The 24,818-nt window shown below is 62.3% G+C and carries 24 protein-coding genes; 1 reads left to right on the top strand and 23 read right to left on the bottom strand.

The genetic code is table 11. The annotated features are described in order from the left end of the window. Positions 1-368: 368 nt before the first annotated feature. From LKX83_RS07390 to lspA, 13 genes are all read right to left on the bottom strand, one after another. Positions 369-1,175 carry an ABC transporter permease gene (locus LKX83_RS07390; RefSeq protein ID WP_227881535.1) on the bottom strand — a complete coding sequence of 269 codons (807 nt, stop codon included), beginning with the start codon at positions 1,173-1,175 and terminating at the stop codon, positions 369-371. Further along, complete coding sequence (locus tag LKX83_RS07385; protein WP_227881534.1) at positions 1,159-1,986, bottom strand: ABC transporter permease; 828 nt, start codon at positions 1,984-1,986, stop codon at positions 1,159-1,161. The genes LKX83_RS07390 and LKX83_RS07385 overlap by 17 nt, the downstream gene beginning before the upstream one ends. Further along, positions 1,983-2,990 carry an ABC transporter ATP-binding protein gene (locus LKX83_RS07380; protein WP_227881533.1) on the bottom strand — a complete coding sequence of 336 codons (1,008 nt, stop codon included), beginning with the start codon at positions 2,988-2,990 and terminating at the stop codon, positions 1,983-1,985. Before LKX83_RS07380 ends, LKX83_RS07385 begins: the two co-directional genes overlap by 4 nt. 261 nt (positions 2,991-3,251) lie before the next feature. Continuing rightward, complete coding sequence (locus tag LKX83_RS07375) at positions 3,252-3,497, bottom strand: hypothetical protein (protein WP_227881532.1); 246 nt, start codon at positions 3,495-3,497, stop codon at positions 3,252-3,254. Between the two features lie 154 nt (positions 3,498-3,651). Continuing rightward, positions 3,652-4,299 carry an orotate phosphoribosyltransferase gene (gene pyrE, locus LKX83_RS07370; RefSeq protein ID WP_304518303.1) on the bottom strand — a complete coding sequence of 216 codons (648 nt, stop codon included), beginning with the start codon at positions 4,297-4,299 and terminating at the stop codon, positions 3,652-3,654. Further along, complete coding sequence (pyrF, locus tag LKX83_RS07365) at positions 4,296-5,033, bottom strand: orotidine-5'-phosphate decarboxylase (RefSeq protein WP_227881531.1); 738 nt, start codon at positions 5,031-5,033, stop codon at positions 4,296-4,298. The genes pyrE and pyrF overlap by 4 nt, the downstream gene beginning before the upstream one ends. A 96-nt stretch (positions 5,034-5,129) precedes the next feature. Continuing rightward, on the bottom strand, positions 5,130-8,351 hold the full coding sequence (carB, locus tag LKX83_RS07360) for a carbamoyl-phosphate synthase large subunit (protein WP_227881530.1): 3,222 nt from the start codon (positions 8,349-8,351) through the stop codon (positions 5,130-5,132). Beyond that, positions 8,338-9,483 (bottom strand): carbamoyl phosphate synthase small subunit, encoded by a 1,146-nt coding sequence (locus tag LKX83_RS07355; RefSeq protein ID WP_227881529.1) that lies wholly within the window; start codon positions 9,481-9,483, stop codon positions 8,338-8,340. Before LKX83_RS07355 ends, carB begins: the two co-directional genes overlap by 14 nt. Before the next feature lie 19 nt (positions 9,484-9,502). Further along, positions 9,503-10,804 (bottom strand): dihydroorotase, encoded by a 1,302-nt coding sequence (locus LKX83_RS07350; protein ID WP_227881528.1) that lies wholly within the window; start codon positions 10,802-10,804, stop codon positions 9,503-9,505. Positions 10,805-10,867: 63 nt separating this feature from the next. Next, positions 10,868-11,443 (bottom strand): bifunctional pyr operon transcriptional regulator/uracil phosphoribosyltransferase PyrR, encoded by a 576-nt coding sequence (pyrR, locus tag LKX83_RS07345; protein WP_227881527.1) that lies wholly within the window; start codon positions 11,441-11,443, stop codon positions 10,868-10,870. A gap of 254 nt (positions 11,444-11,697) precedes the next feature. Continuing rightward, complete coding sequence (locus LKX83_RS07340) at positions 11,698-12,951, bottom strand: LL-diaminopimelate aminotransferase (RefSeq protein WP_227881526.1); 1,254 nt, start codon at positions 12,949-12,951, stop codon at positions 11,698-11,700. Between the two features lie 243 nt (positions 12,952-13,194). Beyond that, a complete protein-coding gene (locus LKX83_RS07335; protein ID WP_370639047.1) occupies positions 13,195-14,187 on the bottom strand; it encodes an RluA family pseudouridine synthase in 993 nt (330 codons plus the stop codon). Next, positions 14,171-14,698 carry a signal peptidase II gene (lspA, locus tag LKX83_RS07330; RefSeq protein ID WP_227881524.1) on the bottom strand — a complete coding sequence of 176 codons (528 nt, stop codon included), beginning with the start codon at positions 14,696-14,698 and terminating at the stop codon, positions 14,171-14,173. Before lspA ends, LKX83_RS07335 begins: the two co-directional genes overlap by 17 nt. 225 nt (positions 14,699-14,923) lie before the next feature. On the opposite strand from lspA, the gene LKX83_RS07325 reads away from it, so the two are divergent. Further along, positions 14,924-15,655 carry a TraR/DksA C4-type zinc finger protein gene (locus LKX83_RS07325; protein WP_227881523.1) on the top strand — a complete coding sequence of 244 codons (732 nt, stop codon included), beginning with the start codon at positions 14,924-14,926 and terminating at the stop codon, positions 15,653-15,655. Positions 15,656-15,661: 6 nt separating this feature from the next. Here the strand turns inward: LKX83_RS07325 and LKX83_RS07320 are convergent, their stop codons facing one another. The 10 genes from LKX83_RS07320 to sigG all read right to left on the bottom strand — a co-directional run bounded on the left by LKX83_RS07320 (position 15,662) and on the right by sigG (position 24,817). After that, complete coding sequence (locus LKX83_RS07320) at positions 15,662-16,036, bottom strand: DUF5665 domain-containing protein (RefSeq protein WP_370639040.1); 375 nt, start codon at positions 16,034-16,036, stop codon at positions 15,662-15,664. A 161-nt stretch (positions 16,037-16,197) separates the two neighbouring features. Next, positions 16,198-19,287, bottom strand: coding sequence for an isoleucine--tRNA ligase (gene ileS, locus LKX83_RS07315; protein WP_227881522.1), 3,090 nt, complete (start codon positions 19,285-19,287; stop codon positions 16,198-16,200). A gap of 445 nt (positions 19,288-19,732) precedes the next feature. Beyond that, positions 19,733-20,221 (bottom strand): DivIVA domain-containing protein, encoded by a 489-nt coding sequence (locus LKX83_RS07310; protein ID WP_227881521.1) that lies wholly within the window; start codon positions 20,219-20,221, stop codon positions 19,733-19,735. Positions 20,222-20,307: 86 nt separating this feature from the next. Next, positions 20,308-21,093 carry a YlmH family RNA-binding protein gene (locus tag LKX83_RS07305; RefSeq protein WP_227881520.1) on the bottom strand — a complete coding sequence of 262 codons (786 nt, stop codon included), beginning with the start codon at positions 21,091-21,093 and terminating at the stop codon, positions 20,308-20,310. Positions 21,094-21,111: 18 nt separating this feature from the next. After that, entirely contained in the window at positions 21,112-21,384 is a 273-nt protein-coding gene (locus tag LKX83_RS07300; protein WP_227881519.1) for a YggT family protein, read from the bottom strand. 8 nt (positions 21,385-21,392) lie between these two features. Further along, positions 21,393-21,845: a cell division protein SepF gene (locus tag LKX83_RS07295; protein ID WP_227881518.1), complete on the bottom strand. Its 453-nt coding sequence runs from the start codon at positions 21,843-21,845 to the stop codon at positions 21,393-21,395. After that, positions 21,842-22,534 (bottom strand): YggS family pyridoxal phosphate-dependent enzyme, encoded by a 693-nt coding sequence (locus LKX83_RS07290; RefSeq protein WP_255654388.1) that lies wholly within the window; start codon positions 22,532-22,534, stop codon positions 21,842-21,844. The genes LKX83_RS07295 and LKX83_RS07290 overlap by 4 nt, the downstream gene beginning before the upstream one ends. Positions 22,535-22,565: 31 nt before the next feature. Further along, positions 22,566-23,405 carry a peptidoglycan editing factor PgeF gene (gene pgeF, locus LKX83_RS07285; RefSeq protein ID WP_227881516.1) on the bottom strand — a complete coding sequence of 280 codons (840 nt, stop codon included), beginning with the start codon at positions 23,403-23,405 and terminating at the stop codon, positions 22,566-22,568. 106 nt (positions 23,406-23,511) lie between these two features. Next, positions 23,512-23,787: a YlmC/YmxH family sporulation protein gene (locus tag LKX83_RS07280; RefSeq protein WP_227881515.1), complete on the bottom strand. Its 276-nt coding sequence runs from the start codon at positions 23,785-23,787 to the stop codon at positions 23,512-23,514. A gap of 247 nt (positions 23,788-24,034) precedes the next feature. Beyond that, positions 24,035-24,817: an RNA polymerase sporulation sigma factor SigG gene (gene sigG / locus LKX83_RS07275; protein WP_227881514.1), complete on the bottom strand. Its 783-nt coding sequence runs from the start codon at positions 24,815-24,817 to the stop codon at positions 24,035-24,037. Between the last annotated feature and the right edge of the window lies 1 nt (position 24,818).

Raw genomic sequence — 24,818 nt, 5'->3', positions numbered from 1 at the left:
CTTTGCGGCATTATCCCTTTCCTTCAGGTGCTGAAGTACCAGTGCTTTTTAATCCTTTGCGGCATTATCCCTTTCCTTCAGGTGCTAGAGCATAGCGGGATTAGAAGAGCTGCTTCTGAGCCAATCACCCTGAGCGAAGGGGATATCGTGCAAATGCCGCTAGGAGACTGCCAATCACCCTGAGCGAAAGGGATATCGTGCAAATGCCGCTAGGAGACTGCCAATCCCCCTGAGCGAAGGGGATATCGTGCAAATGCCGCTAGGAGACTGCCAATCACCCTGAGCGAAAGGGATATCGTGCAAATGCCGCTAGGAGACTGCCAATCACCCTGAGCGAAAGGGATATCGAGCAATAGCGGGCGTCGCGCCTATTGCCGCACGGTAATGGCGTTGCCCGACGCATAGCGGCGCAGACCGAGAGCGAAAAGCGTGCACCCCGCCGCCATGAGGCCGAAGGTGACCGATACGGCTGCGATCAAGAATGCGGGATCGATCGACCGTATCAGCCCGATCGGCAAATAGCTGATAAAGCCCGCGGGGACGACGGTGAACAGCAGCGTACGCGCCACCCCGCGGAAGATGTCCGAAGGATAGGTGGTCAGCGTAATAAAGCTGTTGAAAACCTGTCCGGCGATGCCTTCCGAGTTGCCATACCAGAAGGCGATGCACCCGACGACGATCATGAGCCCCATGAACAGCAGCCCCGTCAGCAGCAGGCCGGCGACGAAGAGCAGGAAGCCGCGGATCGTATGGTCGCCGACCCAGGCGAAGATCAGCCAGCCGAACAGGAAATCCCCCGCCGCCGTGACCGACATCCGGCTGGCCAGGACGTGCAGCAGCACCGGTTTCGGTTGGGAGAGATAGACGTCGAGCTGACCGGAGGAGACGATGTTCGCGATCCGGCCGTAATTGCCGAACAGGACGCTCGCCCACCCGAAGCCGCCGGCGCTCAGCGCCCAGAGGATCATGACGTCGCGGAGCTCCCAACCCTGCACGACAGGGAAACGGGAGAAGAACAGCTGCCAGAAAAAGACCCAAATCAAATTGTTCAGCAGCATCATGCCCGCCAGCAAAAAGAAGCTCAGCCGGTACTCCAGTGCCGAAGCGAAGTTCGCCTTCCAGCATGCGAGCAAAAAACGCCAGATACCGCCTACGCGGTTAGCCTCCGTTGACATGCAGCTTGCCCACCCCTCTCCGGTAAATCCACGTTACGATGGCCGCCAAAGCGATCAGCCAGCCGATCTGAATCGCCAGGTCGCGCAGCACATCGGCGCTGTGCGCCTGCACCCCGGCCCGTGCCGGAAAGTACAGCGCCGCTTGAAAGGGCAGCCAGGCGCAAATGCGCTGCAGCCATTCCGGCATCAAATCGAGCGGCAGAAGCATGCCGCCTACCGTAAACTGCAGCTTGTTCAGCACAAAGCTCATCCCCGACGTCTCCTCCACCCAAAACGCGGACAAAGCTACGATCGCATGAAGCAAAAAGAGAATCGACAGCGCCCCCGCGCTTAACAACAGCAAGTCGGCCCAGCCTGCGCCGAACGCTGGCGCCCCCACCAGCGCCCAAGCGATCAAACCGCCGACCGCCAAATGCACGAAAAAGCGAAACGCCGCTTCCGCCATATAGGAGGCATAGTGATAGCCTACATAGGACATCGGACGTGTGAGCCGAACGGCGATCTCCCCGTTCTTGACCTCCTCTTCGATGCGAGCGGCGAGCGGCGGAACCGCCAACGTCAGCGCCTCTGTGAAAACGAGATACCAGACGATCTGCTTCAGCGTGAAGCCGCCGATGACCTTGCTCGTGTCGCCGCCGTAAGCGGCCGACCAGAGCTGCTCGAAGACGAACAGAATGAGGAGCAGAAACGAGGCGCGAAGCAAGAGATCCGTCTTGTACGCCAGCTGCTGGCGCCAGGCGATGCGGCCAACCGCTATGCCTTTGGACCCGGAAGCGGCATAGCGCGCCATCCGGCCTCTGAAGCTCATCATGACCGCACCTCCTCCCGGGCTTGCGAGCCATAAATGTGCTTGATGATTTCTTCGAGCGGCGGATCCTCGACCGTAAGATCGGCGATGCGCACCTTGCCCAGAAAGGCGTTCAGCGCCTCCTCGATGCCGATCCGCTTCAAGTCTACCGAGAAGACAAGGCGTCCGGGCTCGCTCTCGCGAATGTCCACCCCCGCCGTCTCCGGCATGCCGGACAGGTCGGCCTCTTCCGCCAACGTCAGCCGTACGGTCTTGCGACTCAGCACGTCGCGCTTGACCCGCTCGACCGGCTCGTCGAGCAGCACGCCGCCATGATGGATGACGATGACCCGCGAGCACAGCTCTTCGACGTCTCCGGCGTCGTGCGACGTCAGGAAGACGGTGGTCTCTTCCCGCCGGTTGCGCTCGCGGATCAGCTCGCGGATGCGCTGCTTGACGACGACGTCGAGTCCGATCGTCGGCTCGTCGAGGAAGAGCAGCTGGGGGCGATGCAAAAAGGACGCCGCGATTTCGCAGCGCATGCGCTCGCCTAGCGACAGCTTGCGGACGGGCGTATGCAGATAAGGGCCCAGCTCGAAGCGTTCGATCAAGTCGCGCTGGCGGGCGGCATAGTCCGCTCGCGTCAATTCGTACACCCGGCTGATCAGCTCGAACGTATCGATCGGCGGAAGATGGTACCAAAGCTGCGATTTCTGGCCGAAAACCGTGCCGATTCGAAACGCCAGCTTCGTCCGATCCCGCCAGGGCACAAACCCGGCGACCTCCGCCTCCCCGGACGTGGGATGCAGGATGCCGGTCAGCATCTTGATCGTCGTCGACTTACCCGCCCCGTTCGGCCCCAAAAAGGCGACGGTCTCTCCTTGCTCGATGGCCAGGTCGATCGAATGGACCGCGATCTTGTCTTTCCATTCGGGCTTAAACAAAGCGCGTACGCTCCCGCTTAATCCCTCCGGCTTCCGCTTGACCTTAAACGTCTTGCTCAGGCCGTGCGTCGTCAACGCGCGCATGCGGCATCTCCTCCCCTTATCAGCGCTCTGCCTCGGTAAAGCAAAAAAGACCTTCGGCACGTGCCGCCAGCGTGGCGGAACTTGCCGAAGGTCTTTTATCCCTACGGTGTGGCGGAGCGATCGCTCCGAACGGTCTCGCTCGGTTCGCCCGCGGCGATCGCCGCGTCGGATCCCTAGAAACCCTTCCGTTTGATGTTACATATTACCAGCCCATTGGACGGTTGGCAATACCTAACCGCCAAATTCCGATGCGCCCGCGCGTCAAGCGCTGAATAGCAAATCCTCCATCAACGTCAGCAGACGCCTGCGCATGCGCAGAAGTTTATCCGCCGCGATGCTGCGGAGCAGCTCGCTGTTGTCCATCCAGCGCATGTTGTTCAGCATCTCGTAGGTACGGTCCATCTCCAAAATTTCGTCGCCATGGATCAACTCCCGGTCATACATGCGCACGCGGTACAACAGGTCGCCCGTTTCGGCCAGCAATTGTTGGAAGGTGTTCGTGTTCATCTGAATCTACCTCTCATTCTCGAATTCTATCGGCATTTCATCCAGTATATGCTTCGTTATTCTTTTTATAACCCGGAACCCTGCCGATTGAATCAAAAAAAGCGCATCCGCAGGCCTAGAACAGGCCTTTGGATGCGCTTCGAGAGATCGAAGCTTACTTGCCAAACGCTTGCGGGTTTTCCCGCCACGATTGCAGCAGCGCTACGTCCTCCTCGCGGATCAGGCCGGCGGCAAGCGCCGTCTCGATCAGTGCGGAGTAGTTGGACAGCGTGTCGAGCGGCACGCCCTCCGCCGCGAAAGCGTCCAGCGCGTTCTGGAACTGGTAGGTGAAGATCGCGACCACGCCTTGCACGTCGCAGCCGGCGTCGCGAACCGCGACTGCCGCTTTGAGCGAGCTGCCGCCCGTGGAGATGAGATCCTCGATCAGGACGACCTTCTGGCCCGGACGGAAGTGGCCTTCGATCTGGTTCGTCTTGCCGTGTCCCTTGGCCTTGTCGCGCACGTAGAGCATCGGCAGGCCGAGCTTGTCCGCGACCCAGGCCGCGTGCGGAATGCCGCCGGTGGCGATGCCCGCGACCGCCTCGCAGTCGGGATACTTGTCGCGGATGACGGACGCGAAGCCTTCGGCGATCGTGTCGCGGATGTTCGGATACGACATCGTCAGGCGGTTGTCGCAATAGATCGGCGAGACGATGCCGGACGTCCAGGTGAACGGGTTTTGGGGGCGCAGGCTGACGGCGCCGATCTCGAGCAGGTGTCCCGCGATCTTGGCGGGCAGTTCGGACAGATTCAAATCGCTCATGCTTCGGTCATCTCCTTTAAAATAAGGTCGAGCGCTTCGGCCGGATTCGGTACGGCGGAGATCGGACGGCCGATTACCAGGAAGTCGGTGCCGCCGGAGACGGCGTCGCGCGGCGTCGTGACGCGCGATTGGTCGCCTACGTCGGAACCGGCCGGCCGAATGCCCGGCGTCACGGTGTAAAAGCCGTCGCCGCAGACGGACTTGATCGCGGCGACCTCGAGCGGCGAAGCCACGACGCCGTGCAGGCCGGCCGCCTTCGCCAGGCGGGCATAGCGAACGACCGCCTCCTCGACGGAGCCGGGAATGCCGATCTCGTCGTTCATCGTTGCCTGGCTTGTGCTCGTAAGCTGCGTAACGGCGATGACGAGCGGCGTTTGGGACGCGTCGCCCGCCTGGATGGCTTCTTGCACGCCTTCCAGCGCTCCGCGCATCATCGCGAGTCCGCCGGCCGCGTGGACGTTGAACATGTCGACGCCGAGGCGCGCAATGCTTCGCGCCCCGCCGCGCACCGTATTCGGGATGTCGTGCATCTTCACGTCCAGGAACACCCGAAAGCCGCGGGACTTCAGCTCGCGAACGACGGACGGGCCAGCTGCGTAGAACAGCTCCATCCCCACTTTCATCCAGCATCCGGCCCCCTGCAATTCGGACGCGAGCCGCAGCGCTTCTTCGGCATCCGGCTTGTCCAGCGCCACCATTACCTTCGAAGCGGCATCCTTTCGTGTCAACGTCATGGTCCTGTCCTCCTGGCTTTTATGGCATCTTGCCTGTTCATATAGAAGCCCGATCCTCCGTCAGCCGTTCGACGGAAGGACCGGGCCATATACGCCTTACGCTTGGAATGCCGGCATCGGCTCGCTGGAGAACCGGAGCGCCTGCAGCATGTGCAGCAGCGCGCTGACCGTGTCGAGCGACGTCAGGCAGACGACGCCGTTCTCGACCGCTTCGCGGCGGATGCGGAAGCCGTCCCGCTCCGGCGTCTTGCCCTTCGTCAGCGTGTTGACGACGAATTGGGCTTTGCCGGTCCGGATCAGGTCGACGATGTTGGGCGAGCCCTCGCTCAGCTTGTTCACCCGCTTGACGCGCATGCCCGCTTGCTCGATGGCGTCCGCGGTGCCGCCGGTGGCGATGAGCTTGTAGCCCAAATTGTAGAAGCCTTTGAGAATTTCGATCGCTTCGGCCTTGTCCTTGTCGGCGACCGTCGCGATGATCGCGCCGGACTGCGGAATCTTCATGCCGGAGCCGATGAGGCCCTTGAACAGCGCCTTGGCGAAGTGGCGGTCGCGGCCCATGACCTCGCCCGTCGACTTCATCTCCGGGGTCAGCGTCGGATCGACGCGGCGCAGCTTGGCGAAGGAGAAGACCGGCACCTTGACGGAGACGTACTCGTCCTCCGGCCACAGGCCGTCCTGATAGCCCAGATCCGCCAGCTTGACGCCGAGGATCGCCTGGGTCGCCAGATTCGCCATCGGAATGTTCGTAACCTTGGACAGGAACGGCACCGTACGCGAAGAGCGCGGGTTGACTTCGATGACGTACACTTGATCCTGCCAGACGACGAACTGGATGTTCACGAGGCCGATCGTCTTCAGCTCCTTGGCGATGCGGACGGTGATGTCGATCGCCTGCTGCTTCACGTCGCCCGACAGCGATTGCGGCGGATAAACCGCGATCGAGTCGCCCGAGTGGACCCCGGCGCGCTCGACGTGCTCCATGATGCCCGGGATGAGCACCGTTTCCCCGTCGCAGATCGCATCGACTTCGATCTCCTTGCCGAGCATGTAGCGGTCGATCAGCACCGGATGCTCCGGGTTGATCTTCACGGCCACCTGCATGTAGGCGAGCAGCTCTTCGTCGGAGTACACGATCTCCATCGCGCGGCCGCCGAGGACGTACGAAGGACGGACGAGCACCGGATAGCCGAGCGATTGGGCCGTGCCGACCGCTTCCTCGACGGACGTTACCGTGCTGCCTTTCGGCTGCGGAATGTTCAGCTTGCGCAGCAGCGCTTCGAACTTTTTGCGGTCCTCGGCTTCGTCGATGCTCTCGAGCGAAGTGCCCAGGATGCGGACGCCGGCACGCGCCAGCGGTCCCGCCAGGTTGATCGCCGTCTGCCCGCCGAATTGCACGATGACGCCGAGCGGCTGCTCCTGCTCGATGACGTTCATGACGTCTTCGAAGAAGAGCGGTTCGAAGTAGAGGCGGTCCGACGTGTTGAAGTCGGTCGATACCGTCTCCGGATTGTTGTTGATGATGACGGCTTCGTAGCCGGCGTTGCGAAGCGCCCAGACGGCGTGCACCGTGGAGTAATCGAACTCGATGCCCTGGCCGATGCGGATCGGACCGGAGCCGAGCACGATGATTTTCTCCTTCTTGCTCGGGAGCACTTCGTTTTCCGTCTCGTACGTCGAGTAGTAATAAGGGGTCGTCGCCTCGAACTCGGCCGCGCACGTGTCGACCATCTTGTAGACCGGCTTCAAGCCTTGGTCCAGACGGTATTTGCGCACGTCGCCCTCGATCGTCAGCGCGGCGCTCGCGCCCTGGCCTTCGCGGCGAAGCTCGGCGATCGCGCGGTCGGTGAAGCCCATGCGCTTGGCCTGGTACAGCGTCTCTTGCGTCAGGCCGGGTTCGCGCCGGATGACGTCCTCGAAGCGGACGATCCGCTCGATCTTGTCCAGGAACCACCAGTCGATGCTCGTCGTATCCTGGATGTGCTGCAGCGTCCAACCGCGGCGGAACGCTTCGGCGATCAGGAACAGCCGCTCGTCGTCGGCTTTTGCCAGGCGGCTGGTCAGCGTCTCGTCGTCCAGTTCTTCCGCGCCCTTCAGAAGCAGGCGATGCAAGCCGATCTCGAGCGAACGAACCGCTTTGTGGATCGACTCCTCGAACGTCCGTCCGATCGCCATCACTTCGCCGGTCGCCTTCATCTGCGTGCCGAGCTTCCGGTTCGCGTCGGTGAACTTGTCGAACGGCCAGCGCGGGCTCTTCGAGACGATGTAGTCCAGCGTCGGCTCGAAGCAAGCGTAGGTTTGTCCCGTTACCGGGTTAACGATCTCGTCAAGCGTATAGCCGATGGCGATTTTGGCCGCCATCTTCGCGATCGGATAACCCGTCGCCTTGGAAGCGAGCGCCGAAGAGCGGCTTACCCGCGGGTTAACTTCGATGACGTAATATTGATAGCTTTGCGGATCGAGCGCGAACTGCACGTTGCAGCCGCCTTCGATGTTCAGCGCGCGGATGATCTTCAGCGACGCCGAGCGCAGCATCTGGTACTCGCGGTCGGACAGCGTCTGGCTGGGCGCCACGACGATGCTGTCGCCGGTATGGACGCCGACCGGGTCGAAGTTCTCCATGTTGCAGACGACGATGCAGTTGTCGTTCGCGTCGCGCATCACTTCATATTCGACTTCCTTCATGCCGGCGATCGACTTTTCGATCAGGCACTGGCCGATCGGACTGTAGCGCAGGCCGTTGGCCACGATCTCGCGCAGCTCCTCTTCGCTGCCCGCGATGCCGCCGCCCGTGCCGCCCAGCGTGTACGCCGGGCGTACGATGACCGGGTATCCGATCTCGCTCGCGAAGTCGACGGATTCCTGCACCGTCGTGACGATGACGCTCTCCGGCACCGGCTGCTCCAGCTCCCGCATCAAATCGCGGAACAGGTCACGGTCTTCCGCCTTCTCGATCGCCGTCAGCTGGGTGCCGAGCAGCTTGACGCCTTCGGCCTCCAGCACGCCGGCGCGCGCCAGCTCGACGGCCATGTTCAGGCCGGTCTGGCCGCCCAGCGTCGGCAGCAGTCCGTCCGGACGCTCCTGGCGGATGATCTGGGAGACGAACTCAAGGTTGATCGGCTCGATATACACTTTGTCGGCCATGTTCGTATCCGTCATGATGGTGGCCGGGTTGCTGTTGATCAGGACGACTTCAAGGCCCTCTTCCTTCAGGGCTTGGCAAGCTTGCGTGCCGGCGTAGTCGAATTCCGCCGCTTGGCCGATGACGATCGGGCCGGAGCCGATGACGAGAATTTTTTTGAGGTCTTTATTTCTGGGCATACTGCAGCTCTCCTCTCAGCGTCTCCGACAGTTGGGCTTGGCGCGGACGTCCGGGATTCGCCAGCTTGTGCTCGCGGATCATCTCCAGGAACCGGTCGAACAGATAGCTGTTGTCGAACGGGCCCGGCGCCGCTTCCGGATGGTATTGGACCGTGAAAGCCGGGTATTTGTTATGTTTCAGGCCTTCGATCGTTTTGTCGTTGTTGTTGATGTGGGTGACGGTCAGGTCGGTCCCCTTGATCGAGTCTTCCTTCACCGTGTAGCCGTGGTTCTGCGATGTGATGTAGCAACGGCCGGTTTCGAGCTCCTTGACCGGATGGTTGCCGCCGCGGTGGCCGAACTTCAGCTTATCCGTGTCTGCGCCGCAGGCGAGGGCGAACAACTGGTGTCCGAGGCAGATGCCGAAAATCGGATACTCGCCGAGCAGCTGGCGGATCGTCTCGACGGCGTGAGGCACGTCCTTGGGGTCGCCAGGGCCGTTGGAAAGCTGGATGCCGTCCGGATGCAGCCGGCGAATCTCGTCGGCCGTCGTGTCCTGCGGGACGACGACGACGTCGCAGCCGCGCTGCGTCAGCTCGCGCAGGATGCCGCTTTTCGCGCCGTAGTCGATCAGCACGATGCGCTCTTTGGCGCCCGGGCTCGAGAAGACGCTCTTCGTCGACGTGCGAGCCACTTGGTCGCGCAGCAGCGGGGTCGCGCCGAGGCGCTCCTGCAGCTCTTCGACGAGCTCGTTGCCCGTCGTCAGGACGCCTTTCATCGTGCCGTGCTGGCGCAAAATCCGGGTCAGCATGCGCGTATCGATCTCGCTGATGCCGAGGATGCCGAACTCCTTCAACAGATGGTCCAGCGTATATTGCGCTCTCCAGTTGCTCGGCACTTCCTCGTGGCGGCGTACCACAAATCCGTGGATATAGGGGCGAACGGCTTCGAAGTCGTCGCGGTTAATGCCGTAATTGCCGATGAGCGGGAATGTCATCGTAACGATCTGTCCGCAGTAGGACGGATCGGAAAGCACCTCTTGGTATCCGGTGATCCCGGTATTGAACACGACCTCGCCGATCGACGCGCCGTCCGCGCCGAAGGACCGGCCCGTGAACAGCGTGCCGTCTTCCAGTAAAAGTCTCGCTTGCATCCGAATCACTCCTCAGTCGTTAGTTGATGCCGTTCTCTTCGGTCCAGACGACCTTGCCGCCGACCATCGTCAGCGCGGGCCACCCGAACAGCTTCCAGCCGGCGAACGGGGTGTTGCGGCCTTTGGTCAGGAATGTCTCGGGCGTTACTTCCCGCTCGCGCTCCAGATCGATCAGGACGATGTCTGCGGGCGCGCCGGGCGTCAGCTTGCCGGTCGGCAGGCCGAATACGCGGGCGGGGTCGCTCGTCATGCGGCGAAGGAGGAAATCGAGCGTCCAGCGGCCGGTCTTGACGAACTTCGTGTAGAGCAGCGGAAACGCCGTCTCGAAGCCGACGATACCGAAGGGCGCACGCTCCATGCCGCGGGCCTTCTCTTCTTCGCTGTGCGGCGCGTGGTCGGTGACGATGATGTCGATCGTCCCTTCCTCCAGCGCCCGGATGCAAGCCTCTACGTCGCGGGGCGCGCGCAGGGGCGGGTTCATTTTCCAGTTGGCGTCCATCGAATCGGGGATGTCCTCGTCCGACAGCAGCAGGTGGTGCGGACACACTTCGGAGGTGACGTTGACGCCGATCGACTTGCCGAGCCGGATCAGGCGGATCGACTGCTCCGTGCTGACGTGGCAGACGTGGTAGTGCACGCCCGTCGCCTCGGACAGCAGGATGTCGCGGCCGACGTGGATCGCCTCCGACTCGTTCGGGATGCCCTTCAGCCCGTGTTTGCGGGCGAACGCTCCGTCGGTCACGGCGGCGCCTTCGACCAGCGAGTCGTCCTCGCAGTGCGCGATGACCGGCATGCCGAGCGAGTGGGCCAGCGCCATCGCGTTTTTCATCATCTGCGCGTTCTGCACGCCGACGCCGTCGTCCGTGAAGCCGATCGCCCCCGCTTCCTTCAGCGCGGCGAAGTCGGTCAGCTCGCGGCCGAGCTCGTTTTTCGTAATCGCCGCATACGGGAGGACGCGCACCGCGCCTTCGGCGGCGGCCTTGTCCAGCACCAGCTTCACCGTGTCCGGCGTATCGATGACCGGCCGGGTGTTCGGCATGCAGGCGATCGTGGTGAAGCCGCCTTTGGCCGCCGATTGCGTACCGGTCGCGATCGTTTCCTTATGTTCGAAGCCCGGTTCGCGCAAATGGACGTGCATGTCGATGAGGCCGGCCGATACGAGCTTGCCGGCGGCGTCGATCACCTGCGCGCCTGCCGTATCGGGCAGGACCGCACCGTCCGTCCATTCCGCCACCGCGCCGTTTTCGATACGCAGATGTTTTTTCTCCGTCTCCCCGGATTCGGGGTTGACCGTCAGGCCGTTCAGTATCCATGTTGTCACGGGCGATTGTTCCTCCTCTTGTTCCGTCAAATGCCGCAGCTCCTGGTTGTCTTGGCCTGAAGGTTATACTTCCACTTCCACTTCCGCTTCGCGCGGGTGGAGAATCGTCACGCAGTCCGCCTCGTCGATCTCGCGGAGCGAAACTTCGATCTGCTCGTGCCTCGAGGTGGGCACGTTTTTGCCGACGTAGTCCGGGCGGATCGGCAGCTCCCGATGCCCCCGGTCGACCAGCACGGCGAGCTGGATCGACTGCGGCCTGCCGCAGTCCATCAGCGCGTCCATGGCGGCGCGGATCGTCCGACCCGTATAGAGCACGTCGTCGAACAGGATGATGCGCTTGTCCCGAACGTCGAACGAGCCCTCTCCGTCGCTGCACACGATGCCTTCGAGCGACCGTTCGTCGATGGGACGATCGTCGCGGTAGCGGGTGATATCGAGCTCGCAGGCCCGGATGGGCTTGCCCTCGATGTCGCGGATACGGTCCGCGATCCGGCGGGCGAGGTAAATGCCTCGCGTGCGGATGCCGACGATCGCGCAGCCTTCGATTCCTTTGTTCTTCTCGACGATCTCGTGCGCGATGCGCGTCAGCGCCCGTCGGATCGCCGATTCGTCCATAATGATGTTGCCGGATTCCTGCATACCGACCCCTCCTGTTCCGAAAGACGGCATCAAAAAACCTCCTTGCGTCAGACGCAAGGAGGTCATAGTCGCTCCGATACCCGCACAGCCGGACAACCTGGCGTCGTCAAACAGACGTGCCGCCGGGCAGGGCTGAACCGGGTCGTACGATACGCGCCACCTTGACAGTCTCACGGGACTGAATTAAAGGTAACCAGTTCATTAATTGAAATTATCGCACTTTCGACATGCCCTGTCAATAAGGGCGCGCGAGTTTAAAATTCGAATTCGACGTCGGTCAGGCGGCGCTTGATCTCGTCGATGACGCGGCGCTCTTCGGCTTCGCCCGCGGCGATAAACGTCACGGAGAAGCGGACGAACGAGCCGGCGTCGTCCCACGGCACGGAGGAGATCAGCTTTTCGCGGATCAGGAACTGCGAGAAATCCTCGCCGGAGTTGAACCGCAGTCCACCCTTGATGCCCTTCGGCGCTTCGACGTACAGGAAGAACGAGCCTTTCGGCTTCTCGGCCTTGAAGCCGATCTCGTTCAGCGCGGCGACGAGCATGTCGTGGCGGCGGGAGTATTTGGCCGCGATCGCTTCCGTGATGGCCGGATTCGCCAAGCCGTAGGCAGCCGCCTTCTGGATGGCGATGAACTGGCCGGAGTCGTTGTTGTCCTTCACGTCGCTGAACGCTTTGACGATCAGCGGATTGCCGGCGACGAAGCCGATCCGCCAGCCGGTCATGTTGTACGACTTGGACAGCGAGTGGAGTTCGACCCCCACGTCCTTCGCGCCCGGCACGGACAAAAAGCTCAGCGGCTTTACGCCGTCGTAGGTCAGCGCGGCATATGGCGCGTCATGAACGACGACGACTTCGTATTTTTTCGCCCATTCGACGACTTCCGCGAAGAAGGCGACGGTCGCGGCGGCACCGGTCGGGTTGTTCGGGTAGTTCAGGTAGAGCAGCTTAGCGCGCTTCGCGATGTCCTCCGGGATCGAGGCAATATCCGGCAGGAAGTCGTTTTCCTTCGTCAGCTTGACGTTGTACACTTCGCCGCCGAGGTATTTCGTGTGCGTCCCCATGATCGGGTAGCCCGGCACGGTCATGATCGTCACGTCGCCCGGGTTGATGAACGCCGTCGGCATCATGGCGAGCGCCGGCTTGGAGCCGATGGAATGCACGATCTCGATCGTCGGGTCGATGCCGTCGACGGAGAAGACATCCTTCAGGTACTGCGCGGCGGCTGTTTTGAACTCGGCGATGCCGTTGTCCGCATAGCCCCGGTTTTCCGGCTTGGCCGCTTCTTCGGCCAGCTTGGCGACGATGCCGGCGTCGGCCATCTCGTCGGGCTCGCCTACGCCGAGATCGATCAGTTCGATGTCCGGGAAGGCGGCACGGGCCGCCGCTTTGGCGCGCTTGATTTTTTCGAATTTGTAAATATTCGTATCCTTGCCATAGTTCGCGCCGCCGATGCGGTTCGCGAATTGCTGTTGAATGAAGGTGTTTTGATATTGTTCGACGCTCACGGTTTGACACTCCTTGGGTAGGGGATTGGGCTTGGGGAAAGCCGGTCGCGAAAAGCCATGCCGTGCGGTTCCGGTTGACGCCGGACAAACCGACACGGGTTCACGCTCTTACTATGCCTCAAGCGCGAAATCGCCGCCATGGACTATTCCGCCGAACATTTGCAGAAACAAGCAGCACCCGTCCGAACGGCAAAAAGGCTCCTCGGATCGCATGATCCGAAGAGCCTTCCGAAGCCAAATCCCTTATCGCGAACGGAGCATATAAAGCGCATGCTTCATGTCCGCCGGCAGCGGGGCGCCGAATTCCAGCCGCTCTCCCGAGCGCGGATGATCGAAGCCGAGCACGCCCGCATGGAGCGCCTGCCCCGCCATGCCGAGCGTTCTGCCGCTGCGTCCGCCGTAGAACGGATCGCCCACGAGCGTATGCCCGATGTACTTCATGTGGACGCGGATCTGGTGCGTCCGGCCGGTCTCGAGCTTCAGCTCGACGAGCGTGTAATCGCCGAACCGCTCGACGACCGAGAAGTGGGTGACGGCCCGTTTGCTCCCTTTGTCGGTGACGGTAAACAGCTTGCGGTCGTTCGAATCCCGCCCGATCGGCGCGTCGATCGTCCCCCGGTCGTGGGGTACGTTGCCGTAGACGAGGGCCAAATAGCGCCGGGTGACGGTGTGCGCCTTGAGCTGCTCGGCCAGCGAGGCGTGCGCCAGGTCGTTCTTGGCGGCCATCAACAGGCCGGACGTGTCCTTGTCGATCCGGTGCACGATGCCAGGACGGAGGACGCCGTTGATGCCGGACAGATCCCGGCAATGATACAACAGCGCGTTCACCACCGTGCCGCGCGCATGCCCCGCCGCCGGATGGACGACGAGCCCTCGCGGCTTGTTGATGACGATGACGTCGCTGTCCTCGTAGACGATGTCGAGCGGGATGTTCTCCGGCTGCGCCTCGACCGGCTCGGGCTCCGGGACGCGCACTTCGACGGTCATCCCGGCCTGCAGCTTGGCGTTCGGCTTCACCGACTGGCCGTTCACGGTGACGTAGCCGTCGCGAATCCAATCTTGGATCTGCGATCGAGACGAAGCCGCGTCCGCCGCCCGCTCCGTCACGAACTTGTCGACGCGCTGTCCGGTCTGCTCTTCGGCCACCGTCCACGACAGCGTCTCCTCCTCTGCCGGATCGTCCGCCTCCTCGGCCGCGATGGCGGTCAGCTTGTCCGCTTCAGGCAAGCTGTTCATCTCGTCGATCTTGTTCTTGGTCATGATGCTTATTCTCCCGTTTCGAATCGAACAGCGAATCCAGAATAATCAACGCGACGCCCACCACGATGGCGGAATCCGCGGCGTTGAAAATCGGGAACATGTAGCTGCCGAAGTTAAATTGCATGAAGTCGACCACTTGGCCGTAAATCGCCCGGTCCAGGAAGTTGCCCAGCGCCCCGCCCAGCACGAGCCCGAGCGCGATCAGCACCAAGCCTTTCCCTTTGCGGTAGGATCGCTGCATGTACCAGATGATGCCCGAGACGACGATAACCGTGATCAGCAGGAAAAATAAACGCTGCTCTTGCAAAATGCCGAAGGCCGCGCCCCGATTGTGGATATACGTAATGAGGAAGAAATTGCCGATCACCTTGATCTGCTCGTAGAGCTCCAGATTGTGCTCGATGATCTTCTTCGTGACATAATCGATCGCAAAGACGATGGCCGCGATCGCATAGTAGACCCAAATTCCGATTCGACGTCGTTGCATGGAAGGCATGCCGCCCTTTCCCCGAATAATCCTGCTTGATGATTTTAACATAACGGTTCGCGGGGCGTCCAACCTAAACGCACCAGAAATCGACAAACCGGCCAGACTTGCCCGACTTCCTGCCTACGTAAAACGCCCCCTCCCGGCGTACACTATGTACATTGGCGCGGACGCGCGCTCCCAAGGCGCGCGGGATGCCACCACCTTTGCAAAGGAGCGGACGCGATGACCCTCCCCTTGACCGATCAACGAATCGAAGCGTTGCGCAACCGCCTGCTGGCGGAAAAGCACGAGCTCGAGCGGCGTACGCAGGACAACGATCACTACGGGCTGGCGAACAGCTACCGCGACGAGACGGGCGACCTGTCCGCGATCGACAATCATCCGGGCGACGCCGGCACCGAGATGTACGAGCGGAGCAAAGACCTTGCCCTGTTGGAGCGCGAAGCGTTCCGCTTGGAGCGGATCGAAGCGGCGCTGGCACGCATGGCGTCCGGCGAATACGGTCGCTGCGCGGCTTGCGGCAGCTTCATCCCGGCCGAGCGGCTCGAGGCGATGCCTACGGCCATCTACTGCCGGGAACACGAGCCGATGCAGGAGGAAACGCGCAGCCGGCCGATCGAGGAGGAATTTCTGAATCCGCCGTTCGGGCGCACGAGCCTGGACGAACGGGACGATCAAAACGGCTTCGACGGCGAGGATGCCTGGCAGATCGTCGAGTCTTGGGGCAACTCCGTCACGCCGGCGATGGCGGAAGGCAACGACATCGACGATTACGGCAATCTGTCGGTCGAGGCCGACGAGAACGAAGGGTTCGTCGAGCCCATCGAGAGTTTCCTGGCCACCGACATTACGGGCCACGACGTCAGCGTCGTCCGCAACCGCGCTTACCATCGCTACCTGTCCCACCGCGAAGGGGATCCGCTTCTCGAGCCCGACGAGTGGACCGATGACTGAGCAGATTCAGTATGGGTTGATTTCCAGCTGCCGCTGGACAATCCGAACGATATCGGCGATATAGTCGCCGACGACGGGCAAGTTCAAGGCGCCGAGCAGCTGCAGCAGCCACACGATCGTCGCCGCGAAAAAAGTAAAGCCGAGCGCGATGCCGATGCCTCGCGACAGCCCGGCCAGCACGTTGCGCCAGATGAGCTGCAAAGGCCGGTTCATCAGGTTGACATAGTCTCTCAATTGCGCCTTCTCCATCTCCTTCGCCAGCCGCTCCAGCCTCGCGGTCAGGACGTCCAGCGTGCGCCGCATGGCGCTCGCTTCCGCCGCGAGGCTGGCGCGCGTCGCCGGCTTGGGCGCCCGTTCGCCCGCATCGTCTCGTTCGCTCATCCGCTCGCCCTCCGTTCAGATGCAAAACGAGCCTGCCGCAGGCGGGCGCCGCATCGCGGCGTTCCTCCAGGACCAGACTCGTTTGCTCCTGCTTGCTCTTATTGGTTTGCTCCGAACGCGGCCACATTATGCCTTCCGGCCGGGCCGCAGTCTTGCCGCGCTCAGTCCGCGACGATGGCGAGGCCGATCGTCTTGTCGCCGGCCTGGACCGACTCGGTGCGTTCGGTCCGGCCGAACGAGACGTCCTTGACGAGCACGTTCTCGCGCAGCACGTCGTCGAACGCGCGCAGCGCGGCTTCCGTCTCGGCGTCGACGTCCAGCACGAGATCCACCCGTCGCTCGATCGGCAGATCGAGCTTTTTGCGCGTGTCCTGAACGGCCCGGATCACTTCTCTGACGAGCCCCTCCTGCTCGAGCTCGGGCGTGATTTCCGTGTTGAGCGCCACCGTCACGCCGCTGCCGGAAGCCGACGCGAAGCCCGGCTTGGCCTGCTTCTCGACCAGCAGTTCGTCCAGCGGGATTTGCAGCGACTCGCCGTCCGCCGCCGCGACGGCGAAGACGCCTTCGCCGACGACGCGGTTCGCTTGCTCGGCCGTCAGACCCTTCAGCGCGCCCTGGATCGGACCGACGTGCTTGCCGTACTTTTTCCCCGCGAGCTTCAGGTTTAGCTTCAGCGTATAGTCGACGAAGTCGCTGTCCTCGGTGACGAGCGTGATCCGCTTCACGTTCAGCTCCTCCTTAATGATGTCCTCGTAATCGGCCGCCGCGAATTCGCCGCCGAGCGAGACGAGCAGCTCGGAAAGCGGTTGGCGCGTCTTGATGCCGGTTTCGTTGCGCACGTTGCGGGCGAGCTCGACGATATTGCGCGCCGTCTCCATGTCACGCTCGAGGGCGGCGTCGATCGCGCCCGCGTCGGCCTTCGGATAATCCGTCAGATGTACGCTGCCTTCGCCGCCCAAATTGCCGTAAATGTCCTCGGCGAGCAGCGGCAAATACGGCGCGATCAGGCGGGACAGCGTGAGCAGCACTTCGCGCAGCGTGTGATAGGCCGCGATCTTGTCGTCCGTCAGCCCGCTTCCCCAGAAGCGGTCGCGCGAACGGCGGACGTACCAGTTCGACAGCTCGTCGACGAACGTCTCGATCGCCTTGGCCGGATTGAGGAAGTCGTTCGCGTCGAGGCCGCGAACGACGTCCGCGACGAGCGAATTCAGCCGCGACAGGATCCACCGGTCCAGCTTGCCGGCCGCGTCTGCCGCCGGATGCGCCGCCGGGTCGAACCCGTCGATCGAAGCGTACAGCGCGTAGAACGCGTGAGAGTTGACGAGCGTATCGACGACTTTGGACTTCGCTTCGCCGACGATGCCCTTCGAGAAGCGTTTGCTGTTCCACGGCGCGCTGTCCGAAAGCAGCGCCCAGCGGAACGCGTCCGTGCCGAACTCCTCGATGATGTCCCACGGATCGATGACGTTGCCCTTGGATTTGCTCATCTTCTGCCCGTTCTCGTCAAGCACGTGGCCCGTCGAGATGACCGACTTGTAGGGCGCTTTGCCGTTGAACAGCGTCGAGACGGCCAGCAGGCTGTAGAACCAGCCGCGCGTCTGGTCGACGCCTTCGCAGATGAAGTCGGCCGGATATTGCGCTTCGAACTTCGCCTTGTCGCCGAACGGATAATGATACTGGGCGAACGGCATCGATCCGCTGTCGAACCAGACGTCGATCACCTCGGACGTGCGGTTCATGATGCCGCCGCAGCCGCAGCGCAGCTTCACGTCGTCCACGTACGGCTTGTGCAGCTCGAGATCCTCCGGCACGTCGCCCACCGCGAGCGCCCGCATCTCCGCGTGGCTGTGCGGCGCCTTCTGCGTGCCGCAGTCTTCGCACACCCACACGTTCAGCGGCGTGCCCCAGTAGCGGTTGCGGCTGATGTTCCAGTCCACCAGGTCTTCGAGGAATTTGCCGAAGCGGCCGTCGCGCAGATGCTCCGGATACCATGCCACCGTCTTGTTGTTCGCGATCAGCTGATCCTTGACCGCCGTCGTCTCGATGAACCAGCTCTCCGTCGCATAGTAGAGCAGCGGCGTTTTGCAGCGCCAGCAGAACGGATAGCTGTGCTCGTGCCGTTCCTTGTGGTACAGCAGGCCGCGCTCGGACAGCATCTTGACGATGTCGACGTCGCAGTCCTTGACGAAGCGTCCGGCGAGATCCGTGACCTCGTCGACGTAGCGGCCGGCGTTGTTCACGACCATCAGCATCGGGATGCCGTGCTGGCGCGAGACGCGGTAGTCGTCTTCGCCGTGCGCCGGCGCGATGTGGACGATGCCCGTCCCGCTCGCGTCGCTGACGTAATCGGCGTCGATGACGCGGTAGGCGCCTTCGACGCGGACATACGGGAGCACCGGTTCGTACGTGAGGCCGACGAGGTCGCGGCCCTTAACCGTGCCCAGCTTCTCGTACTCGCCCTTCAGCACCTGATCCGCCAGCGTGCCGGCGACGATGTACGTCTCGCCGTTCTGGCGCGCCCGGATGTAGTCGATGTCCGGATGGACCGCAAGCGCCACGTTCGCCGGCAGCGTCCAAGGCGTCGTCGTCCAGGCGAGCACGTACTCGCCGCTGTCCGTCAGCTTGAACTTCGCCGTAGCGGTCAGATCCTTCACGTCTTCGTAGCCTTGAGCCACCTCGTGCGAGCTGAGCGTCGTCTGGCAGTCCGGGCAGTATGGGCTGACCCGGTGGCCGCGGTAGAGCAGCCCTTTGTCGTGGATCGTCGCGAGGATGTTCCAGACGCTCTCGATATAGCGGTTGTCGAGCGTGATGTACGGATCGTCCAGATCGGTCCAGTAAGCGATCGCTTCGGTCAGCTCACGCCACTGCCGCTCGTATTCGAAGACGCTCTCCTTGCACTTGCGGACGAACGGCTCGACGCCGTACTTTTCGATCTCCTGCTTGCCCGAGATGCCAAGCTGCTTTTCGACCCCGAGCTCGACCGGCAAGCCGTGCGTGTCCCAGCCGGCCTTGCGGATGACTTGGTAGCCCGACATCGTCTTGTAGCGGCTGACGAAATCCTTGATGACCCGGCCGAGAACGTGCCCGATGTGCGGCTTGCCATTCGCCGTAGGCGGCCCTTCGTAAAAGACGAAGCTTGGCCGTCCGGCGCGGTTGTCGATCGACCGCTTGAACGTATCCTCCTTCTTCCATTGCTCCAGCACCCGCAGCTCGCGGCTGCGCGCCTTCTCTTTGACGTCGACGCGACGCATATGATCCTCATCCTTTCGGTCTCTCTCGTGAAAATAAAAAAAGCCCGCCCCCAAAAGGGGCGAGACTCGCTCGCGGTACCACCCTTGTTCCGCCCACGGCTCCTCGACGGAGGACGTTGGCGCTCAAGACGAACGATGCCGGGCTGCGAAGCAGCTGGACATCCTTCGAGGTTCCCGTAACGGGGGAACGGACCGGCTCGGCCTACTCACCCTTGGGCCGCTGGGGCACGGGGCGTTCGGAGAGCGTCTCGGGGACGATGCTCGGCGGGGTCCAACGTTGGCTCGCAGCGGCCGCCAACTCTCTGGGATGGAACCACCCGCTCCGGGTTCCCGTCTTCGACTTGATGCGCATATATTCCAGTTATACGGGTTGGCGGCCTTTTTGTCAAATGGACGCCGCGGCCGCCGCCGGCTCCCCCGCCGGGTTGCGGCCGATCATGCGACGCTATTCGAGCTCGCGGGCGCCGACGGCGGCCGTCTCGAGCTTTTCCCAGCCGTCCTGGTTCAGCAGATCGAGCTGCGTCTCCACCAGCGTGCGGAAGCGGGCGCGGTAGATCGACGCCTGCTTCTTCAGCTCTTCGACCTCGAGCGCGATTTTGCGGGACTTGGAGAGCGACTCGTTGATGATGCGGTCGGCGTTTTTCTCCGCTTCCTTGACGATGAGCTGGGCTTCCTTTTTCGCGTTGCCTTTCAGCTCGTCGGCCGCTTCCTGGGCGACGATGATCGTCTTGCTCAGCGTCTCTTCGATATTGGCGAAGTGCCCCAGCTTCTCCTGCATCGCCTGGAGCTGGTTTTGCAGATCCTTGTTCTCGCGGATCATCGCTTCGTAGTCTTTGATGATTTGGTCGAGAAATTCGTTCACTTCGTCTTCGTCGTATCCGCGCAGACGTCTTCCGAATTCCTTGTTATGGATGTCCAATGGCGTGAGTGGCATTGGGTTACCTCCTGTGGCATAGAGTCCGTATGTAAGGCTGCTCCCTCACTCATTTCGACGAAAGATGCGGAATTCCTTCTCGGCGTCTACACATATTTGCCAATCTTCAGACGGATTCTGCCGCTTTTCGACACCCCTTCGGCCTCGATCACCCGAAAGCGGCCGAAGCCCTTGAACGAAACGACGTCGCCCGCGCGGAGCGAGACGGACGGATCCTCCACCGTCTTCCAATTGACCCGGCAGCGGCCGGCGCGGATCGGATCCATGATCTTCGCCCGGCTGACCCGGAGCACGTCGCTCGCGATGCCGTCCAGCCGCATGGAGGCGACCGAGATCGTCGACTCCTCGAGCCGGACAGGCACCTCCCGCAGCTCGGACAGCGGCCGTACCGCGGCCGTCACCTCAATCCGGTGGGCCTGGCGCAGATGGGCGTTCAGGAAGCTTCCGATGTCCTCGGCGATCAGCACGTGGCAGCCGCTCTCGCTCACGTGCAGGTCGCCGATCTTGTCGCGCTTGATGCCGAGCCCCAGCAGCGCGCCCAGGTAGTCGCCGTGATCCAGTTCGGAGATCCGGCGGTCGTCCGAGGCGATCTCGAGGACGGCGATGCCGAGGTCTTCCTCCTCCAGCGGCCGGTAGTCCGGCGCCACGAGCGCCCGCTTCCGCTCCGCGACCGCGTATCCGCCGTCCAGCCGGATGGCGGCGTCGGGATGACGATTCGCGAGGCTAAACAAAATATGCGCCTGGCGCGGATCGAGAAAGTCGGTCCGCCGAAGCTCGTGCAGCTCGGCGGCCCGCTCGACCCATTCCCAGGCGCGGTCCACGAAAGATTTTTCGTCGGGATGGAAATGCGCGTAAATATCGTTGCGTGCCATAGTCGTTCCTTTCGGTGGTCACATGTCCGCGAAAAAGAGCAGCACGGTCTCGATCCCCTTGAACACGTAAAACAGCGCGAACAGCGCGATGATCGGGGAGATGTCCAGAATGCCTCCGATCGGCGGGATCAGGCGGCGGAACGGCCTCAGATACGGTTCGACCAGCTTGCCCAGCAGCTCGCCGACGAAGCTCTCTCGGACGTTCGGCAGCCAAGACATGAGAATGTAGATAATGATAAGCCAGTTGTACACGGTCTCTACGTACCAGAGATATTGAATTACTTGTGCCAATGCGAAAGTCACCTCATCTTCGGATATTCGGCTTCCTCCGCTAACAGTTCCGATATCGAGCCCGAAATTTCAACGGAGTCCGGGGTACAAAGAAAAATGTTCGGGCCCAGCTTGGAGATATGGCCGCCAAGGGCGTAAACCGTCCCGCTCAGAAAATCGACCATGCGGATCGCCTGGTCGCGGCGGACGCGCTGCAAATTGACGACGACCGAGCGGCGCGACTTCAGGTGGTCCGCGATCTCCTGCGCCTCGTTGTCGTACGTTTTCGGCTCGGTCAGTACAACGCGGGCGTTTTTCTGCGAATGAATGCTCACGATATTATTCTTTCCCATAGGTTTACGCGCTTCGAACGGAGTGGTTTCAACTTCCGGTTCGTCCTCGATGCCCATCGGCTCGCGGCGATTCGCTTCTTCCTCTTCCTGGAGCCCCAGGTAGTTCAGAAATCGGTTCATGACGCTCATCTCAATCCCTCCGATGACCCGTTATCTTCTTTCCCGACTAACACCGTTCCTAGACGTATCCAAGTCGCGCCTTCTTCGACGGCGACCTCGAAATCGTTCGACATGCCCATCGACAGCTCCGTCAGCGGCTGCGGCAAGATCGCCCGGCCGTTCAGCTCGTCCCGGAGGCGTCGAAGCTCGCGGAAAACCGGCCGCGTGTCCTCCGCCTGCGCTTCGAAGGGCGCCATTGTCATCAGCCCCACCGGACGGATGCCGGTCAGGCCGCGCGCCTCCTCCGCGAAGGCGGCCAGCTCCGCGGGAGGCAGCCCGTGCTTCGAGTCCTCCCCGGACACGTTCACCTGGAAGAAGACGGGAACGACGATCCCGAGCGCCGCCGCGCGTTTATGTATCTCCGTCGCCAGCGACCATCGGTCGACCGAATGGATGTAATCGAACCGCCCGACCACTTCCTTGACCTTGTTCGTCTGCAGCGATCCGATATAGTGAAAGACGGCTTGTCCCTCCAGGAGACGCCACTTGGCCTCGGCGGCGGGCCATCGGTTCTCTCCGATATGCCGGCAGCCCGCCTCGACGACCCGGCGCGCGATCGCCGCCGACACGTACTTCGTGACGGCGACAATCTTCACGTCCTCTCGGCGGCGGCCCGCTCGCGCGCAGGCGGCGTCCAGCCTTCGTTCCACGTCTTGCATCCGTTCCGCCAATGTCACGGCAACGCTCACCTCAATTTCTCTTACCCAGCCAGCTCATCATTCGACCGGCTTGTCCCCGTTCCTTGCGGTGGGAGAAAAACAAGTCGGTTCGACAGCTCGTGCACCAAGTTGACATTTCGATGCGACTCGGCAAAATTCCTGCTTTTATCATAAGATGTCGGTTGATTTCTTTCAAGTCGAGGTTCGCCTTGCCTTCGTCGCGCCCGGTATAGAAGCGTCCGTCGCCATCCGCCGCGATCTGCCGAACGTGCGTCAGGACCGCTTCGTCCACTTCGTAGCAGCATGCGCCGATCGAGGGTCCGATTGCCGCGTGCAGATCGGCCGGATCGGTGCCGTACACGGCGGCCATCGTCCGGACGGTCTCGCCGGCGACGTCCTTCACGGTGCCTTTCCAGCCCGCGTGGGCAAGACCCAGCGCGCCGCGGCGCGGATCGTAAAAATAGAGCGGCACGCAATCGGCGAAAAACATCGCGAGCAGGACGTCCGGCTCGTCGGTCACGAGCGCGTCGGCGTCCCGGATCGCCGCGTCGCGGCTCATCTTGCCCGCGCCGCGGTCGGTCTCACGGACGACGTGAACGCGCGCCCCGTGCACCTGCTCGGCGCAAGTCCAAGCCTCGAATGTCCAGCCGAGCGTTTCCGCCACCAGGCGGCGGTTGCGAACGACGGCGTCGTCGGCGTCGCCGACGTGCAGCGCCGTGTTCAGGCTCCGCCAGGGCGCTTCGCTAAAGCCGCCATGGCGGGATGTAAAGCCGGCGGTCAGGCCGGCGAACGAAGCCCAGGGGGCAAGATGCAGCAGTCCGGCTTGGCCGGATGCCGGGGGCATCGGGGTTTGCGGTGCGAATGGTTCCATCGTTCCACCTCCGCCCCCCAGTGTATCACGCCCGCTGCCGGCGGGAAAGCGGCCTCTCGCCCGTTTTCTCGCTCGCGGACCCTGCGCCGGAATCGGCGGCCCTTCCCTAGCGGGACGCCCCTTCCGCGTCTTCCGTCCGGTAAACCCTGGCGTCGTCCAGCCGGACGAGCACTACGTCCGCGCCGATCTTGACGATATTGCGCCACGGGATGACGACGTCCGTTCCCCCGCCGAACATGCCGAACAGCCGCCCGACCGTCGGCACGACGATCGAGTCGATTCTCCCTTGCCGCAAATCGAGCTCCAGATCGCTCACCTGCCCAAGCTTTTTGCCATCGACGATATTGATGACGTCCTTCGTTTGAAAATCGGATATTTTCATGATCGGCGCCCCCGCCTTTCCGCAGTCGGCGGTCGGTACGATCGCCCAACATGCCGTTACTTCACTATATGAGCCATGCCTTCAAAAGTTGCCCGCGCCCTTGTCTTCCGCGTCCGCCAAGCCTATCGCTCCCCCGCCTTTCCCGGTGCCGAAGGCCCGGCATCGATCCCGACCCGGGTTTCCTTCGCCGGACGCGCCAAAACAGGCCGGGATCGCTCCCGGCCTGTCACCCGCCGCCCGCGGGCGGCTATGTCTTCACGTGCTTTTGCATCTGCTGGATGGCCGACTTCTCGAGCCGGGACACCTGGGCTTGGGAGATGCCGATCTCGTCGGCGACCTCCATCTGCGTCTTGCCTTCGAAGAAGCGCATGGACAGAATCATCTTCTCGCGGTCGTTCAGCTTGCGCATCGCCTCGCGAAGCGCGATTTCCTCGATCCATTGGATGTCTTTGTTCCGCTCGTCGCTGATCTGATCCATCACGTAGATCGGGTCGCCTCCGTCGTGATAGATCGGCTCGAACAGCGACACGGGATCCTGGATCGCGTCGAGCGCGAACACGATGTCCTCCTTGGGCACGTTCAGCACCTGGGAGATCTCGAGGATCGTCGGCTCGCGGGAATGCTGGTTCGTCAGCTGGTCGCGCACCTGCAGCGCCTTGTACGCGATGTCCCGCAGGCTGCGCGAGACGCGGATCGGATTGTTGTCCCGCAAATAGCGGCGAATCTCCCCGATGATCATCGGCACCGCGTACGTGGAGAAACGAACGTTCTGACCCAGATCGAAATTGTCGATGGCTTTCATAAGGCCGATGCATCCGACCTGGAACAGGTCGTCAACATACTCTCCGCGGTTGTTGAACCGCTGGATCACGCTGAGCACGAGGCGCAGGTTGCCATTCACGAGTTTTTCCCGGGCTTCGAGTTCACCGCGGGTTTGCAGAGCGAGGAACAATTCCCTCATTTCGGCGTTGGTGAGGACGGGCAGCTTTGAGGTGTCCACTCCACAAATCTCCACTTTGTTGCGGGTCAAG

Origin of the sequence: Cohnella baijiui, from assembly GCF_020731285.1 — a bacterium.
GTDB lineage: Bacteria > Bacillota > Bacilli > Paenibacillales > Paenibacillaceae > Cohnella.
This window is presented reverse-complemented; position numbering and strand designations above follow the sequence as displayed.

What these genes read in the sequence shown, in the direction of transcription:
- LKX83_RS07390 (WP_227881535.1), bottom strand. Translation starts at nt 1,175, where the DNA reads ATGTCAACGGAGGCTAACCGCGTAGGCGGTATCTGGCGTTTTTTGCTC.
- LKX83_RS07385 (WP_227881534.1), bottom strand. Translation starts at nt 1,986, where the DNA reads ATGATGAGCTTCAGAGGCCGGATGGCGCGCTATGCCGCTTCCGGGTCC.
- LKX83_RS07380 (WP_227881533.1), bottom strand. Translation starts at nt 2,990, where the DNA reads ATGCGCGCGTTGACGACGCACGGCCTGAGCAAGACGTTTAAGGTCAAG.
- LKX83_RS07375 (WP_227881532.1), bottom strand. Translation starts at nt 3,497, where the DNA reads ATGAACACGAACACCTTCCAACAATTGCTGGCCGAAACGGGCGACCTG.
- pyrE (WP_304518303.1), bottom strand. Translation starts at nt 4,299, where the DNA reads ATGAGCGATTTGAATCTGTCCGAACTGCCCGCCAAGATCGCGGGACAC.
- pyrF (WP_227881531.1), bottom strand. Translation starts at nt 5,033, where the DNA reads ATGACGTTGACACGAAAGGATGCCGCTTCGAAGGTAATGGTGGCGCTG.
- carB (WP_227881530.1), bottom strand. Translation starts at nt 8,351, where the DNA reads ATGCCCAGAAATAAAGACCTCAAAAAAATTCTCGTCATCGGCTCCGGC.
- LKX83_RS07355 (WP_227881529.1), bottom strand. Translation starts at nt 9,483, where the DNA reads ATGCAAGCGAGACTTTTACTGGAAGACGGCACGCTGTTCACGGGCCGG.
- pyrR (WP_227881527.1), bottom strand. Translation starts at nt 11,443, where the DNA reads ATGCAGGAATCCGGCAACATCATTATGGACGAATCGGCGATCCGACGG.
- LKX83_RS07335 (WP_370639047.1), bottom strand. Translation starts at nt 14,187, where the DNA reads ATGAACAGCTTGCCTGAAGCGGACAAGCTGACCGCCATCGCGGCCGAG.
- lspA (WP_227881524.1), bottom strand. Translation starts at nt 14,698, where the DNA reads ATGCAACGACGTCGAATCGGAATTTGGGTCTACTATGCGATCGCGGCC.
- LKX83_RS07325 (WP_227881523.1), top strand. Translation starts at nt 14,924, where the DNA reads ATGACCCTCCCCTTGACCGATCAACGAATCGAAGCGTTGCGCAACCGC.
- LKX83_RS07320 (WP_370639040.1), bottom strand. Translation starts at nt 16,036, where the DNA reads ATGAGCGAACGAGACGATGCGGGCGAACGGGCGCCCAAGCCGGCGACG.
- ileS (WP_227881522.1), bottom strand. Translation starts at nt 19,287, where the DNA reads ATGCGTCGCGTCGACGTCAAAGAGAAGGCGCGCAGCCGCGAGCTGCGG.
- LKX83_RS07310 (WP_227881521.1), bottom strand. Translation starts at nt 20,221, where the DNA reads ATGCCACTCACGCCATTGGACATCCATAACAAGGAATTCGGAAGACGT.
- LKX83_RS07305 (WP_227881520.1), bottom strand. Translation starts at nt 21,093, where the DNA reads ATGGCACGCAACGATATTTACGCGCATTTCCATCCCGACGAAAAATCT.
- LKX83_RS07295 (WP_227881518.1), bottom strand. Translation starts at nt 21,845, where the DNA reads ATGAGCGTCATGAACCGATTTCTGAACTACCTGGGGCTCCAGGAAGAG.
- LKX83_RS07290 (WP_255654388.1), bottom strand. Translation starts at nt 22,534, where the DNA reads ATGCAAGACGTGGAACGAAGGCTGGACGCCGCCTGCGCGCGAGCGGGC.
- pgeF (WP_227881516.1), bottom strand. Translation starts at nt 23,405, where the DNA reads ATGGAACCATTCGCACCGCAAACCCCGATGCCCCCGGCATCCGGCCAA.
- LKX83_RS07280 (WP_227881515.1), bottom strand. Translation starts at nt 23,787, where the DNA reads ATGAAAATATCCGATTTTCAAACGAAGGACGTCATCAATATCGTCGAT.